Below are 15,138 nucleotides of genomic sequence, written 5' to 3'. Positions count from 1 at the left end.
GTCAACCAAACGGTCATAACCGTTTGATTCCTGCTCATCCTTTGCGAAGTGATGAAGCCTTTCGTTCAAACTGATAGGAAGCGCAGGCCAAAACGTACTGGCTTGCCGTTTCCGTGCGCAAAATGCGCGGGCCGAGAGAAACTGTCAGGAACCCTTTGCTCTCTGCTTGTGCCACTTCCTCAGGAGAGAAGCCTCCCTCCGGTCCAACGAGGACGAGAAGTGAATCGTCCACAGTCATCTCTTCTAGCACTTGATGAATCGTCGTACTGCCTTCTTTTTCATAGGCAATGGCGCAATGCGTATAAGACTGGCCAGCTTGAAGTATCTCACGAAATGAAACAGGAGATAAAAGCTCTGGCAAAACAGTGCGATGAGACTGTTCAGCAGCCTCTTTGACAATCTTGCGCCAACGCTCCAGTTTTTTTGCTTCTTTTTTGGCATCCAGCTTTACGATGGTTCGCTCAGAAGAAAACGGGAAAAAAGAGTACGCCCCAAGTTCCGTCCCCTTTTGCAAAATCCACTCCAGCTTCTCGCCTTTTGGAAGCCCCTGACCAATTGTGATCCGGATCGGCAGTTCTCGTTCTTCTTGAAGCATTTCCATTACTTCTGCCCGCACTTCCTTGGCAGAAAGGTAGACAAGTTTGGCCCGTGCAGACCTGCCCGCTCCATCAGAAACGATGATTTCTTCGCCTTCCCGAGCACGCATTACATTTACGATATGGTGTACATCGTCTCCGACAATCGTTAGCTCATTCTCACTAAAGGAATGTGGCTCGACAAAATATCGTTGCATCTCGCCAACCCCACTATTCTATCGTTTTTTTGCTACAATTGCTACCCAGTCATCGATGAAAATGGTTTCCACGACCTCAAGACCTGAAGCCGCCAACGCCGCTTTTACATCCGCTTCACGTGCAGCAATAATACCTGAAGAGATAAAGGTACCACCTGGCTTCAACACGCGGAATACATCGTCGGTGAAACGCACGATGACTTCTGCCAAAATGTTAGCCACGACCACTTCCACCTGCTCCTCGATGCCGTCGAGCAAGTTGTTTTGTCTCACGTTGATATGCTCATGCACACCATTCAGTTCGGTATTGGCCTGTGCAGAGCGTACGGCTACTTCATCCAAGTCCATCGCCAGCACATCTTTTGCTCCGAGCTTGATAGCAGCAATACTCAAAATAGCTGTGCCTGTCCCAACATCATACACCTGATCGCCTTTTGCCATGTACTTCTCGAGTGCACGCAGACAAAGGATGGTCGTCGGATGTGTACCTGTTCCAAATGCCATGCCTGGGTCCATCTCGATAATAATCTCATCGGAATTCTTCGGTTCGTACTCTTCCCATACTGGCTTGATGGTCATGCGATCAGACACATGAACCGGTTTGTAATATTTTTTCCAGGCGTGGGCCCATTCATCTTCGTGGACATCGTTTACAGCAATCGATGCCTTGCCGATATCCAGACCATACTCGATCAACTGCGCCAATTGCTCTTTCAGCTCTTCTACTACATCAAGCAGCTCGCTGCTGTCAACCGGCAGGTATGCTTTAACGAATACGCCCTCGGCTGGAAAATCATCAGGAGAAAGCTGGTAGATTTCGCCAAAGGGGGTATCCCACTCACGATAAAGCACCTCCGGGTCTTCAATTACGACACCATTGGCACCCAATTCATACAAGAGGCTCGACACCGCCTCCGTAGCCTCCGCTGTAGTATGGATACTGATTTCTGACCATTTCACGAATCTACCACTCCCCACATAAGCTCCCAATCGGGCTTTTCATTTAATCGACTTCGCTACATGAAACTTTAGGCAGAAAGCGGACAAAACCGCGACGGATTACTCGCCGCGGAATGCCCGTTTCATTTTTTCGAAAAAGCTTTCGTCTTCTCCCCCATGCTGCCCTGGCTTTTCTCCAGACAGTTCGGCGAGCTCACGCAACAATTCCTTTTGTTTATCGCTTAGCTTGGTCGGTGTAATGACGCGCACTTTCACATGCTGATCACCACGGCCGTTTCCACGCAAATGCGGAACACCTTTACCACGCAAGCGGAAGAATGTTTCTGTTTGGGTACCCGCCGGGATCTTCAACTTCACGCGACCATCGACAGTCGGCACTTCGATCTCATCTCCAAGTGCTGCCTGTGCGTAAGTAAGCGGAACCTCACAGTAAATATCATTTCCTTCACGCTCAAAAAACTCATGACTCTTCACACGCAATACGACGTACAAATCTCCAGGAGGTCCACCGTTTGCGCCCGGTTCTCCCTCGCCTGTTACGCGCAATTGTGCTCCATCGTCCACACCTGCTGGGATGTTGAGATGAATTTTGCGGCGTACCTTGACACGTCCATTGCCACGGCAAGTTGAACATTTTTCTTTGACGACTTTCCCTTTTCCTTCGCAAGTCGAGCAAACACGGCTATTGACGATTCGGCCGAATGGCGTGTTCGCCACCACTTCTTGTTGTCCAGTTCCGCTACAAGTCTTACATGTATCTACACCGGAACCAGGCTTCGCGCCAGAACCAAGGCATGTATCGCATTCTGCTTCTTTTGGAATTTCCACGTCGGTTTCTTTTCCAAAAATCGCGTCGATAAAGTCAATGCTGAGGCCAAATTGCAGATCAGATCCTTTGCGTGGTGCATTTGGATTCGAACGTCTGCCGCCACCACCGAAGAACATATCAAAAATATCTCCGAAGCCGCCCATGCCTGATCCATCAAAACCTCCGCCACCGAAGCCCTGATTCGGGTCTTGGTGACCAAAACGGTCATACTGCGCACGCTTTTGTGGCTCGGACAGGATGTCATACGCATCCTTTACTTCTTTGAACTTTTCTTCCGCGTCAGCCTCTTTATTTACATCCGGATGGTACTGGCGAGCCAGCTTGCGATACGCTTTTTTAATTTCATCAGCGTCCGCGTCCTTGGCAACGCCTAGAACCTCGTATAAATCACGTTTCATCTCCTACATCACTCCCATGACAGTCAACTGTTATCATAGCATGTGACAGACTTGAAAAAAAGTCAAAGTCAGCATTCCGTGACTTTGACTTTCATGGGTCACATCGTGGGAAGTGAGGGAAGAAATCTCTCCCCTCACAGTTCCAGCGTGTTACTTTTTATCGTCTACCACTTCGTAGTCAGCATCAACAACATTGTCTTTCTTCGGCTCTTGACCTTCAGCGCCGCCTTGTGCTGCTTGCGCTTGAGCAGCCTGCTCGTAGAGCTTCACAGAAATTTGTTGGATGATCTCGGACAGTTCATCTTTCGCTGTCTTGATCTCTTCGATGTTGCCGCCTTCCAGAGCAGCTTTCACTTTATCTTTCGCAGCGTTAGCGCGGTCGATTTCAGCTTGATCGATCTTGCCTTCTACTTCTTTCAGTGTTTTCTCAGTCGTGAATACAAGCTGATCCGCTTCGTTACGAACTTCCACTTGCTCTTTGCGTTGTTTGTCCGCTTCTGCATTCAACTCGGCATCTTTTACCATGCGATCGATATCATCGTCGGACAGGCCGGAGTTGGAAGTAATCGTGATACGTTGCTCTTTTCCTGTACCCAGGTCTTTTGCACGTACATTTACGATTCCGTTCGCGTCAATATCGAAGGAAACTTCGATTTGCGGGATGCCGCGTGGCGCTGGCGGAATATCAGACAGGTTGAAGCGACCGAGAGATTTATTGTCGTTCGCCATTTGACGCTCCCCTTGGAGAACGTGGATTTCTACAGATGTTTGGTTGTCAGCAGCTGTAGAGAACACTTGGGATTTGCTTGTTGGGATCGTCGTGTTACGATCGATCAACTTGGTGAATACGCCACCCAATGTTTCGATACCGAGGGACAGTGGAGTTACGTCGAGAAGAACGACGTCTTTCACGTCACCAGTCAGTACGCCCGCTTGAACAGCCGCTCCCAGTGCTACTACTTCGTCTGGGTTTACACCTTTATGTGGTTCTTTTCCTGTAAATTTCTTGATTGCTTCTTGTACCGCTGGGATACGAGTAGAACCACCAACCAGGATAACGCGATCCAGTTCGCTTGGAGTCAGACCAGCATCTTTTAGCGCTTGACGAGTTGGGCCCATCGTACGCTCTACCAAATCAGCGGAGATCTCTTCGAATTTTGCGCGAGTCAGGTTCATCTCCAAGTGTTTTGGACCTGTTGCATCTGCTGTAATGAACGGCAGAGAAATGGTCGTAGTCAGAACACCGGACAGGTCTTTCTTCGCTTTTTCAGCAGCGTCTTTCAAACGTTGTTGTGCCATACGATCCTTGGACAAGTCGATGCCATGTTCTTTTTTGAATTCGCTCACCAGGTAGTTCATCACTACATCGTCAAAGTCGTCTCCACCCAGCTTGTTATCACCGGAGGTCGCTTTTACTTCGAAGAAGCCATCGGACAATTCGAGAATGGATACGTCAAAGGTACCGCCACCCAAGTCGAATACGAGAACGGTTTGATCTTCTGTTTTCTCCATACCGTATGCAAGTGCAGCTGCGGTTGGTTCGTTCACAATACGCAGTACTTCCAAGCCAGCAATTTTACCAGCATCTTTTGTTGCTTGGCGTTGGCTGTCATTGAAGTATGCAGGAACCGTAATCACTGCCTGCGTCACAGGTTGACCAAGGTAGCTTTCCGCGTCTGCTTTCAGCTTTTGCAGAATCATAGCAGAAATCTGCTCAGGGGAGTATGCATTACCTTCAAGCGTTTCTTTATGAGCAGTACCCATGTGGCGCTTGATTGAGATTACGGTATTGTCTGGATTTGTGATAGCTTGGCGTTTTGCCGCTTCCCCAACGATGCGCTCGCCGTTTTTGAATGCTACCACGGATGGTGTAGTGCGGTTACCTTCCGCATTGGCAATAACGACAGGCTCTCCACCTTCCATTACTGCTACACAAGAGTTGGTTGTTCCCAAGTCAATTCCGATTACGCGACTCATACAAAATGTCCTCCTAACACTATGCTTCTAGTGAATTTACGTTTTTTGAGATTACTCGTTCACTTGAACCATCGCCGGACGAACGACGCGGTCTTTGAACATATATCCTTTTTGCAGCTCGGCTACCACAACACCTGATTCAAACTCAGGGTCTTGTGTTTGCATAACCGCCTGGTGGATGTGAGGGTCAAATGGTTTTCCTTGAGCCTCGATTGCGGCCAAGCCTTCTTTATCGAAAACTTGGACCATCTGACGATATACCATGTTTACGCCCTCCAAGAGGGAGTCTACCGTCATGGAATCCTTGTCAGCGGCAAGTGCTCGCTCGAAGTTATCGAGAACTGGCAGAAGCTCTTCCACGATTTTAAGAGAAGCGTATTTAGCCAGATCTTCCTGCTCTTTGCGAACACGGCGGCGAAGGTTATCCATATCGGCCATGGCGCGCAGCATGCGGTTTTGATGCTCTTCGGCCTGAGCCTTCCAGTGAGCAGCTTCCTGCTCCCCGTTCATTTCGGTTGCAGTCGTTTGGTCTGCATCCTCTGCTACTTGTTCTTCTTCGAGAGTCGGGTCTTGCGTTACTTTTTCCTCGCTCAACGTCACTACCTCCTGGCGGCCTTTCCCAGTCAAAAGACTGTTTAGCCATTCACTCCATTTATTTCTCAAACTGCGAAGTCAGCATGCGCGATAGGCCTTCCGCCAAATGGTTGAGCACTGTAATGACCTTGCCGTATTCCATTCGCGTCGGACCAAGTATCCCTACCATTCCCACCGGCTTGCCTCCAAGCGAATAAGAAGTGGTAATAATACTGCATTGCTTAATCGCGTCTAGCTGGTTTTCCTGTCCGATGCGTACCGTTAAACCATCACCCTGCATGCCGATCACATTCAGCAATTGATCGTGCTGCTCCAATAGCTCCAGAATATCCTTGACTTTATCCACGTCTCGGAATTCCGGCTGGTTCAAGATCTTGGTCGCACCGCGTAAGTATACTCGTTCTTCTTCTTGTGTCAGCGAGTTGTTGAGGAACTGAAGAATTTCTTCATACTGCTCCGTATGACGTTGCATTTCACCCGAAATCTCTTGATAAAGACGTTGCCGCAGCTGCCATAGTGGTACATCGGTCAGCTTTCCATTCAACAGATTGACGAGTCTCTCGATTTCCCCGGCACCAATGCCTTCTGGAAGATCGATCAGCTTGTTCTCCACTCGTCCGGTATGCGTCACCACAATCGCCACAGCCTGTGTTTCATTCAAAGGAACGATTTGAATATGTTTTAACCGATGCTCAAAAATCTCTGGACCCAAGACAATCGCCGTGTAGTTTGTCAGCTGAGAGAGAATCTGGGCAGTGTACTCTACCACTTGTTCAGAATGGAGAATACGTTCGGCAAACAACTGCTTTAGTTTACCCAATTCAGCTTCCTCCAAAAGATGAGGCTGAATCAAGTTATCGACGTAGAAGCGGTATCCTTTTGTAGAAGGCACACGTCCCGCCGATGTGTGGGGCTGTTCTAAGTATCCCAGCTCCTCCAAGTCAGACATCTCGTTGCGTATCGTTGCCGAAGAGAATCCGATGTCGTCCCGTTTGGAAATGGTTCGGGAGCCAACAGGTTCGGCAGAATGAATGTAATTATCGACAATCGCGTTTAAAATCATTTGTTGACGATCTGATAACATGGATGTCGCTCGCCTCCTGTTGGATTGTTAGCACTCATGCTTATCGAGTGCTAAATCTATATACTAAGGTATCAATAGTAGAAGGATTTGTCAACGAACTTGAGCGAGTTCCGGAGACAAAAAATCTCATTTTTCGCGAGTTTCCTTTGTACTTAACGGAGAAAGCGCGCAAATACCTCATTTCCGAGCGGAAGCCCCTGTTTCGTCAGCTTCAAAAACCCATCCTGTTCTTCCAGCATTCCTTTGGTTACCTCCTCTTCTATTATTGTCCCAAAAACATCATGAACAGTTGCACCAAAACGGGATGCAAACGCCGAAAGGTCAACTCCTTCTCTCAACCTCAGCCCCAAAATCATCTGTTCCTCCATGGCATCCTCGCGCGGCACCTCGAATTGTTCAACACGCGGCAGCCCTTCCTTGCACTTCTGCATGTAAATCGCAAGCGGGCCAGCATTCACATGTCGATGGCCGCACACATAGCCGTGGGCACCTGCACCCACCCCATAATATTCACGATTGAGCCAATAGGTTTTATTATGTTTGCTCTCGAAGCCCGGTTTTGCAAAATTGCTGATTTCATACTGCTTGTACCCGTGACGCTCCATCTCTTCTATTAATACCATGTACATCTCAAGCTCCGTCTCTTCCGATGGCAGTGGCAGCTGATCCTTCTGGTAGAGCGTGTGGAACAGCGTGTTCTCCTCCACCTTGAGACTGTACGCGGAGAAATGGGTGGTACCTAGCCCAAACGCCTTGTCCAACGTCTGGCGGAAAATGTCTAGTGTCTGATCCGGCAATCCAAACATCAGGTCGATGCTGAAGTTGTCGAAGCCTACTTTTTTCGCATTATCGATACTGCGGTACACGGCTTCCTGGTCATGGATTCGTCCCAAACGTTTTAAGAGCGCGTCGTCAAAGGACTGCACACCAAAACTCAGACGATTGACACCCAGCTCACGCATGATTCGCAGCTTTTCCACGTCTGTCGTTCCCGGATTCGCTTCCATTGAAAACTCGATATCATCCGCCCAGTACTTGCCCAATTGCTTTTGTACGATTTCCAAAAACGCGCGCATTTGGGCATGATCGAGAAACGTAGGCGTCCCTCCGCCGACAAAAATCGTTTTCACCTGCTCGATCGGTTGCTGGCTAAAAGTAAGCTCCATCTCGCTTTTCAATGCGTCTAAGTAATCCCAAATGAGCTGCGGATTGCTCGTCACAAATGAGTTGAAGTCACAGTAGTAGCATTTATTTGTACAAAAGGGAATGTGAATGTAAACCGATTGTGGCATCATGTCCCTTTCCCTCCTTTTATAATTGAGTTGTTCAAAAGACAACTTTTTTGACAACCTCTTTAATGGAAAAGACCTGACACAAGGTCAGGCCTACTTCTTATCATCCATGCGTAAAACAGCCATATACGCCTTTGATTGACCTCGTTAATTTTATTGTAACACAGTAAATAAGAGAATCGACTGCAAACATTGATACAACAAGCATTTGTAACAGCTTGATTATCATAGTGTATTTTTCTATATCGAGTCAAACATGACTTCTATGCTCCTAAAAGTAGTCGTTATTCAGTGGAGAGATTTACGCGAAAAGTCGGTTGTTCAGATTCGTGAATGAAACGTTTCATTTCGAATAGACATGTTAGAGTTGTTACTTGTTTTTGAGGAGGATTATGAAATGACTGATCTCTATTCCCGTATTTCTCAAAATGATGCTGCTGTTCTTCTGATTGATCATCAAACCGGCCTTATTTCTGGACTTGTACGTGATTACGGGGTTGATGAATTCAAGAACAATGTCATGGCTCTAGCTAAGACCGCGAAATTTTTCAATTTGCCTGTCATTCTTACCACAAGCTTCGAGAGTGGCCCAAACGGTCCATTAATCAAGGAACTTGTCGAACTCTTTCCAGAAGCTCCCAAGATTGCTCGTCCAGGACAGATCAATGCGTGGGATAATGAGGATTTTGTAAAAGCAATCCAGGCAACCGGCAAGAAGCAACTTATCATTGCCGGTGTGGTTACCGATGTCTGCGTAAGTTTCCCTGCACTTTCCGCTCTTCATGCGGGGTATGAAGCATTCGTTGTCACCGACGCTTCTGGCACTTTCAGCAAACAGGTAGCGGAGGCCTCGTTAATGCGCATGGCACACGCTGGCGTGCAACTCATGAACTGGTTTAGTGTAGCGTGCGAGTTACAACGGGATTGGCGCAACAACGTCGAAGGTTTTGGTGATTTACTAGCCAGTAACCTTCCCGGCTATCAACATGTAATCGAAAGTTATCGAGCGCAGAACGAACTTGTCAAATAGAACCCACTTGGGGTACCTCCATATTGTTGGCGGTACCCCTTACTATTACTTGCTTCCCTAATCCATTTGAATAATGTCTCCTCCATTACTTGATACTACAAACAAGTAAAGAAGGTAGTTCTGATTGTCACCAACCAATAACGATTCCCAAGCAAAATCTAATTGTCCACCAGATTGTAACTTACCAAATCCAGAATTTCCGCCATCGAGTGAAATCCCTCATCCACCAACTCCTTGGCCACCACACAGCCTCGATCCTCATCCTCCAACTCCTGTACCACACCCACCAGCGATACCACCTGTAACTAATCATCCCCAACCACCACATCCTTGGTGACCAATCGATCCTCCCCAGGGTCGAGTTTTCATGTCAACAGAACGGAATCTGCAAAAAGAAAGACGACAGAAGCAGATTTGAAAATTCTGCGTATGTCGTCGCATTCTACATCCCATTTCATGCCGTTAACCTTCGGGTAAATTATGTATGAAGGTAAATAAATCCCCCACCATTTCGCCAATTTGGTGGCAGTACGGTGGGGGAGAGTGCTACTTCTTATCATCCATGCGCAATACAGCCATAAATGCTTCTTGTGGTACCTCTACGGAACCGACAGACTTCATGCGCTTCTTTCCTTCTTTTTGCTTTTCGAGCAGTTTGCGCTTACGTGAGATATCCCCACCGTAACATTTGGCAAGAACGTTTTTACGCAACGCACTGATCGTTTCACGAGCTACAACCTTGTGCCCGATCGTCGCTTGAATCGGCACCTCGAATTGCTGGCGAGGAATCAATTCCTTCAGCTTTTCGCAGATGACCTTACCACGAGCATAGGCTGTATCTTTGTGTACGATAAACGACAGAGCATCCACCACTTCGCTGTTGAGGAGAATATCCATTTTCACCAGCTTGGAAGCTTTGTAGCCACCCAGTTCGTAGTCAAAGGACGCATATCCTTTTGTTCCCGACTTCAGCATGTCAAAGAAATCGTAGACGATCTCGGACAATGGCATGTCGTACTTCAGCTGCACGCGATTCTCACCTAAGTACTGCATGTCAAGAAACTCACCGCGCTTACCTTGGCACAGCTGCATAACATCGCCGACGTATTCTTTTGGCACCATGACCGTCGCAGTAACGTAAGGCTCCTCGACCATTTCGATCTTTTGCGCTTCTGGCATTTTAGACGGGTTGTCGATTTCGAATACTTCGCCGTTCGTTTTGGTAATGCGATAAATAACGCTCGGCGCGGTAGTAATCAAGTTAATGTTGAATTCCCGTTCGATCCGCTCCTGGATGATCTCCATGTGCAGAAGTCCCAAGAAACCACAACGGAAACCAAAGCCAAGTGCTTGGGAAGTCTCCGGTTCAAACTGCAGAGACGCATCGTTGAGCTGGAGCTTTTCCAACGCATCACGCAGATCGTTGTACTCGTTTGTTTCGATTGGGTACAGACCGCAGAATACCATCGGGTTAATCTTGCGGTAGCCAGGTAGCGGTTCAGGTGCAGGGCGATTCGCATCTGTAATGGTATCCCCCACACTGGTGTCTCCCACCGTTTTAATGGAAGCTGCTACGTAACCTACGTCTCCAACCGTTAACTCTTCAACTTGTGTTTGGCGTGGTGTAGAGGTACCGATTTCTGTTACCTCAAACGACTTGCCTGTTGCCATCATCTTGATTTTCATACCCTTTTTCAAGGTCCCGTTGATGACACGGATAGAGGCAATAACGCCACGATACGCATCAAAATAGGAGTCAAAAATCAAAGCTTGCAGAGGTGCATCTGGATCTCCCTCTGGAGCCGGTACTTTTTGCACAACCGCTTCCAGCACTTCTTTAATCCCGATACCTGCTTTGGCAGATGTCAGAACCGCGTCGCTGGCATCCAGACCAATTACGTCTTCAACCTCTTGCTTCACGCGCTCAGGCTCTGCGCTCGGCAGGTCGATTTTGTTGATAACCGGAATGATCTCCAGGTCGCTGTCCAACGCCAAATAGACGTTTGCCAATGTCTGGGCTTCGATCCCTTGTGCCGCATCCACGACGAGAATAGCCCCTTCACAAGCAGCCAAACTGCGGGATACTTCATACGTAAAGTCGACGTGTCCAGGGGTGTCAATCAGGTGGAGAATGTATTCCTCACCGTCATCTGCTTTATAGTTCAAACGCACGGCATTGAGCTTAATCGTAATCCCGCGCTCTTTTTCCAGCTCCATCGTGTCAAGAAACTGGGCTTCCATCTCACGTGCAGTCAAAGCACCGGTCAGCTCCAAAATACGGTCTGCCAGCGTCGACTTTCCATGGTCAATGTGGGCGATGATGGAAAAATTTCGTATCCTTTTTTGTCTTTCACGACGATCCATGTGTTGTTCGTTCCCTCCCACGCGAATCCATTCAAACGTTCAGATTGCGCCTCACAAAAAATACACTAACAGTAATTATAACAAACCGATGATATAAAGAGCAACCAAAGAGAATCGGGCATTTGCCTCCTTTTTCTCGTATCCAAACTTTTCCTGTGCTAAAGTGGTAAATAGCATGGAGTGATCCGCTGCATGAGCATGGAGCTGCGAAACGCCTGGACGCTACACGTAAAAAAGTTGCGGAAGCATTAGGCGATACCGCCGTGAACACAACGAAAGAAACGGAGAATGATCAAAGTGAACAGCGTTGACTCTTGCTTGCATTGCTTGACGATAGTAGATATTCCCGGACTCATTACCTTATCTGATTCCGTAGGCTGGGATTACGACGAACCTGAAATTCACACAATTCTGTCTATCGGCACCGTATTCGGTCACAAAGACGCGAGTGGCACCCTCCTTTCATGTGCGGCTATCATCCCGTACGATGACAAGCTTGCGAGCATCGGTATGGTGATCGTCCATCCCTCGTCACAAGGCAAAGGATTTGGCCGCCAGCTCATGCAGGCTTGCATGACGTCTGTTTCTACCGATACAACGATCATGCTCATTGCAACTCCAGAAGGAGAGCCATTGTACAAAAATCTCAGGTTCCAGACAGTGGATCGTATTCGAAAGTTTATAGCTGAACGCTTTGTGCCTGAAGCACCTCTGCAAAACGAAGCCATTGACGAATTCGAAATGGTACCAATGGATTTGGACGATTTCTCGAGTGTGGTTGAATTGGACAAAGCAGCACTGGGTAGCAGACGCACTCATTTTCTCGAGACACGCATGAGACAAGCCACCACCTGTCTGGTAGTCAAAAATCGCTCCAGCAAAATCATCGGGTATGGCTTCGCCGTCCAAGGCCCAGTCAACCTTATCGCGGGACCGATCGTCGCAGAAAATGCGATCATGGCTGAACACATCCTGTACAAGCTGACACAAAATCATACCGGACGTGTGCGGATAGACGTACCAGATGAGCAAACAGCATTTCACACTTATTTGGAGCAAAACGGCTTCATACAGGTTTCTCATCCCCCAGTGATGGTTGCGAATACTGATAGCCTGCCACGCCGGGCTGGGACGTACTGGGCGATAGGAGCTCAAATATACGGATAAACATGAACAGCTAAAAACGGACCTTCTTTTAGGCAAAGGTCCGTTTTGTCATTCTTACTTTGTTTTTGATCGATTGTGAACTTGCTCTAGCACTTTAGGTGGAAATAGTTTTTGCAGACTGCCCTGGTAGTTGCTGCCATCTCCGGGCATTTGGAAGTCAGTTACCCGATACTCATTCCCATTGTAGGCGATTTGAAAGACCATTGGTGCACTGAGCGCGGAAGAATTGCTTCCCGCTATTTTCACCCAAGCGTATACCGTTCGTTTTTCAGCATCTGGTGCTTCTACGCCGAGGAGCTCGACGTTAATCTCGCGGTGTTTTCCCAGCCACCCCAGCTTAATGCTTTCCGTCTGCAAAAACTGATGAATGATAGGCCCAACTAGTTGACGGTTCGCAGGTGCTATCCCTTTTTTCACTTCGACAAAAACTTGTCCGAGATGTTTGCCTCCTGCTCTTACTTCCAGCTTCCATTTTCCCGGTTCAGGTAACACGATCCCTGATGGAAAATGACCATCCGCATCGTATAACGGGTCCATAGCCTCGTAGCTGCCCAATGACAGCCGGCTCCCATCGGTGTTGTAAGCAGCGATCTCTACTTCTTGTGTGTAGTCCCCATTCAACAGCCAAATCACCCGCTGCATCTGCCCTTCGTAGAAACCGTCCTGATCTGTCATGATGCGGACAGGCTTTTCTCCCAAATAAGAAAAGGACTGATTTTTGTAAGTGGAAGAAAATGAAGGCGACAGCTTCCACAAATCCGCTTCAACGATTTGGCCCCCTGGCAACAAGGAGGGTACTTGTGTCTCTTGTTGTAAAGGTCTCACCTCATGCAGTGCAGATTGTCTCTTCTCCTGAATGGGGAGCCCGAACCACAATAGCAAGCCCATAGTCAGCACAACGCCCGGCAAGGCTAGCTTCCTCCAACCAGTCATCCACCCAGTCCCAGGCCTCACCCTCTGCCGCACTCGCTCTTCCATCGATGCAGTGAACTGTACATCACGAAAAATAGTTTGATCTGCCCGTTCCTTTAAGTCCTTGAGCCATCGGTTTTCGTCCATTCCCAGTCCCTCCCCTCTCCCATACTCTGCCGAAGCTGCTGTCTGGCCCTATGCAACCGGGTTCTGACTGTTCCTTCCGTTACCCCAAGCACATCCGCTACCTCTCCGATGGATAAATCCGCATAGTAATGAAGGGCAATCGCTTGACGATAGAGCGGAGGAAGATGCAATACTTCTGCTACGAGCTGGTCCCTTTCGGCTTGATCGAGCACAAGACTTTCTGTTGAAAGCTCCCCATCCTGTCTAATCCACGAGCGGGGAAGGATATGACGGAACGACCAAGAACGTAAATAACCTTTGCACTCATTAACCGCGATTCGATACAACCACGTGTGCACGCTGCTCTCCTGCCGAAAGCGGGGAAGATGCCGATACACTTTAACAAATACATCTTGCGTAATATCTTCTGCCAAGCTGCGATCTTTGACCAGAAAAGTGACGAGTCGAAGCACGCGGGTCCCATATTCCCTCATGATTTGCTCTAACGCAGCATCTGTCGTCGGCTGCAATTTTTCCAAGGGCGCGACCTCCTTCACTCGCATTCATACTGGTTAGATGCAGTAGCAAACTTTTTGTTACAAAGTGGAGGAAGAAATTTTTTCGCCAAAATCGTCCAGCGAGTAGCGCCACCGGGTGTCCCGACAGGTTCAGCGAATGGATACCCACCATGCTGCCAACGATCCATATCATAGCCCTCGTCCGCTTGACTCAGCTCGAAGTCTTGCTTGTGGAATACATTCTCTTTGCTATAGGTGACATGAAAGCCTGATCCTTCCAATAACAGCTCAAGCTCTGTAGGCAAAAGCAACGCCATCTCGCGCTCTACGCGATACCTTGGTTGCTCAATCTGATCAAGAAAAGTCTCATAAGTAAGCGTGTAGCGGAACTTTTGATCCAAGAGTGAGGTTTCCCCCTCCACCTTTTGATACACCATGCGGTCCGGGAAAACGAATTTGCGTTGCATCGTTGTCCATTGATTTTTTACTGGCGGCAAGAGTAAGTCAATTGCCACAGTTCCGTCCTCCGTTATGTAATCGAGGATAACCGAAAGCAATTGACGTTGTTTGTCTCTACAGGTGGCCTGCTGAAAAATCCCTTCTGGAAGAAGCACATGCGTAAATTTCCGTTCAAGCTCCAGCCCCCACATATTTTGTTCGACCAGCTCTAGCAGATCTTCTTTCCCTTTTAGCATGCGCCGTTTCTTTTTTGCGGCCATCTCTAGCATATCCGGGCTCCAATCTATCCCGCAGACTGACAAGCCATTCCGTGCCAGTTCAATGGCAATTCTCCCTGTTCCAACCCCCAGCTCCAGTACGGAGACTGATGATTGCTCCGCTTCCCGCACCAACCAGTTTCGATAAAAAGCGATGCTAGCCTTCCCCGCAAACTGATCGTAATACGTAGCTTCTACGTTCGTGTACTTCGTTTCAGGAAGCGGCAAGTGCCGACCTTCCTCGTCCATCCCACAGTCGGTACACACAGAACCTGCTAAATGAGGAAAAGGCACCCCGGGCGGTACGCCATTTTTCGTATCACCTAACCACTCGTCGTAACGGAACTTGCATATTCTACAACTGTAAACTGTCATATT

14 protein-coding genes are annotated in these 15,138 nt (G+C 48.2%); 2 read left to right on the top strand and 12 right to left on the bottom strand.

The annotated features are described in order from the left end of the window. Nucleotides 1–34 precede the first annotated feature (34 nt). The 7 genes from C7R92_RS17060 to hemW all read right to left on the bottom strand — a co-directional run bounded on the left by C7R92_RS17060 (nt 35) and on the right by hemW (nt 7,930). Nucleotides 35–793 (bottom strand): 16S rRNA (uracil(1498)-N(3))-methyltransferase, encoded by a 759-nt coding sequence (locus C7R92_RS17060; RefSeq protein ID WP_106835071.1) that lies wholly within the window; start codon nt 791–793, stop codon nt 35–37. Nucleotides 794–811: 18 nt separating this feature from the next. Then, nucleotides 812–1,753: a 50S ribosomal protein L11 methyltransferase gene (gene prmA / locus C7R92_RS17055; protein ID WP_069850298.1), complete on the bottom strand. Its 942-nt coding sequence runs from the start codon at nt 1,751–1,753 to the stop codon at nt 812–814. Nucleotides 1,754–1,852: 99 nt separating this feature from the next. After that, on the bottom strand, nt 1,853–2,980 hold the full coding sequence (gene dnaJ, locus C7R92_RS17050) for a molecular chaperone DnaJ (protein WP_106835070.1): 1,128 nt from the start codon (nt 2,978–2,980) through the stop codon (nt 1,853–1,855). Between the two features lie 150 nt (nt 2,981–3,130). Continuing rightward, nucleotides 3,131–4,957 (bottom strand): molecular chaperone DnaK, encoded by a 1,827-nt coding sequence (dnaK, locus tag C7R92_RS17045; protein ID WP_017247716.1) that lies wholly within the window; start codon nt 4,955–4,957, stop codon nt 3,131–3,133. Between the two features lie 51 nt (nt 4,958–5,008). Then, the gene (grpE, locus tag C7R92_RS17040) at nt 5,009–5,551 is read right to left on the bottom strand and encodes a nucleotide exchange factor GrpE (protein WP_106835069.1); all 543 of its coding nucleotides are present in this window, start codon (nt 5,549–5,551) and stop codon (nt 5,009–5,011) included. A gap of 58 nt (nt 5,552–5,609) precedes the next feature. Beyond that, nucleotides 5,610–6,635, bottom strand: coding sequence for a heat-inducible transcriptional repressor HrcA (gene hrcA, locus C7R92_RS17035; RefSeq protein ID WP_069850302.1), 1,026 nt, complete (start codon nt 6,633–6,635; stop codon nt 5,610–5,612). A 152-nt stretch (nt 6,636–6,787) separates the two neighbouring features. Further along, nucleotides 6,788–7,930, bottom strand: a complete 1,143-nt coding sequence (gene hemW, locus C7R92_RS17030; protein WP_106835068.1) for a radical SAM family heme chaperone HemW — start codon at nt 7,928–7,930, stop codon at nt 6,788–6,790. Between the two features lie 394 nt (nt 7,931–8,324). Between hemW and ycaC the strand changes: the two genes are divergently transcribed. Continuing rightward, complete coding sequence (ycaC, locus tag C7R92_RS17025) at nt 8,325–8,957, top strand: isochorismate family cysteine hydrolase YcaC (RefSeq protein ID WP_069850307.1); 633 nt, start codon at nt 8,325–8,327, stop codon at nt 8,955–8,957. Between the two features lie 158 nt (nt 8,958–9,115). Here the strand turns inward: ycaC and C7R92_RS33160 are convergent, their stop codons facing one another. Then, complete coding sequence (locus C7R92_RS33160; protein WP_279629820.1) at nt 9,116–9,244, bottom strand: hypothetical protein; 129 nt, start codon at nt 9,242–9,244, stop codon at nt 9,116–9,118. A gap of 259 nt (nt 9,245–9,503) precedes the next feature. Next, nucleotides 9,504–11,321 carry a translation elongation factor 4 gene (lepA, locus tag C7R92_RS17015; RefSeq protein ID WP_017247703.1) on the bottom strand — a complete coding sequence of 606 codons (1,818 nt, stop codon included), beginning with the start codon at nt 11,319–11,321 and terminating at the stop codon, nt 9,504–9,506. A 288-nt stretch (nt 11,322–11,609) separates the two neighbouring features. Here lepA and C7R92_RS17010 point away from each other — a divergent pair, with 288 nt between their 5' ends. Next, nucleotides 11,610–12,488, top strand: a complete 879-nt coding sequence (locus C7R92_RS17010) for a GNAT family N-acetyltransferase (protein ID WP_106835067.1) — start codon at nt 11,610–11,612, stop codon at nt 12,486–12,488. A gap of 54 nt (nt 12,489–12,542) precedes the next feature. Here the strand turns inward: C7R92_RS17010 and C7R92_RS17005 are convergent, their stop codons facing one another. From C7R92_RS17005 to C7R92_RS16995, 3 genes are read right to left on the bottom strand one after another with little or no spacing between them, the layout of a single operon-like run. After that, a complete protein-coding gene (locus C7R92_RS17005) occupies nt 12,543–13,547 on the bottom strand; it encodes a hypothetical protein (protein ID WP_106835066.1) in 1,005 nt (334 codons plus the stop codon). Further along, a complete protein-coding gene (locus tag C7R92_RS17000) occupies nt 13,517–14,065 on the bottom strand; it encodes a sigma-70 family RNA polymerase sigma factor (RefSeq protein ID WP_106835065.1) in 549 nt (182 codons plus the stop codon). Before C7R92_RS17000 ends, C7R92_RS17005 begins: the two co-directional genes overlap by 31 nt. A 14-nt stretch (nt 14,066–14,079) precedes the next feature. Continuing rightward, nucleotides 14,080–15,135, bottom strand: a complete 1,056-nt coding sequence (locus tag C7R92_RS16995) for a methyltransferase domain-containing protein (protein WP_244195765.1) — start codon at nt 15,133–15,135, stop codon at nt 14,080–14,082. Between the last annotated feature and the right edge of the window lie 3 nt (nt 15,136–15,138).

Source organism: Brevibacillus porteri (genome assembly GCF_003013475.1).
In the GTDB taxonomy this organism is placed as follows: domain Bacteria; phylum Bacillota; class Bacilli; order Brevibacillales; family Brevibacillaceae; genus Brevibacillus; species Brevibacillus porteri.
This window is presented reverse-complemented; position numbering and strand designations above follow the sequence as displayed.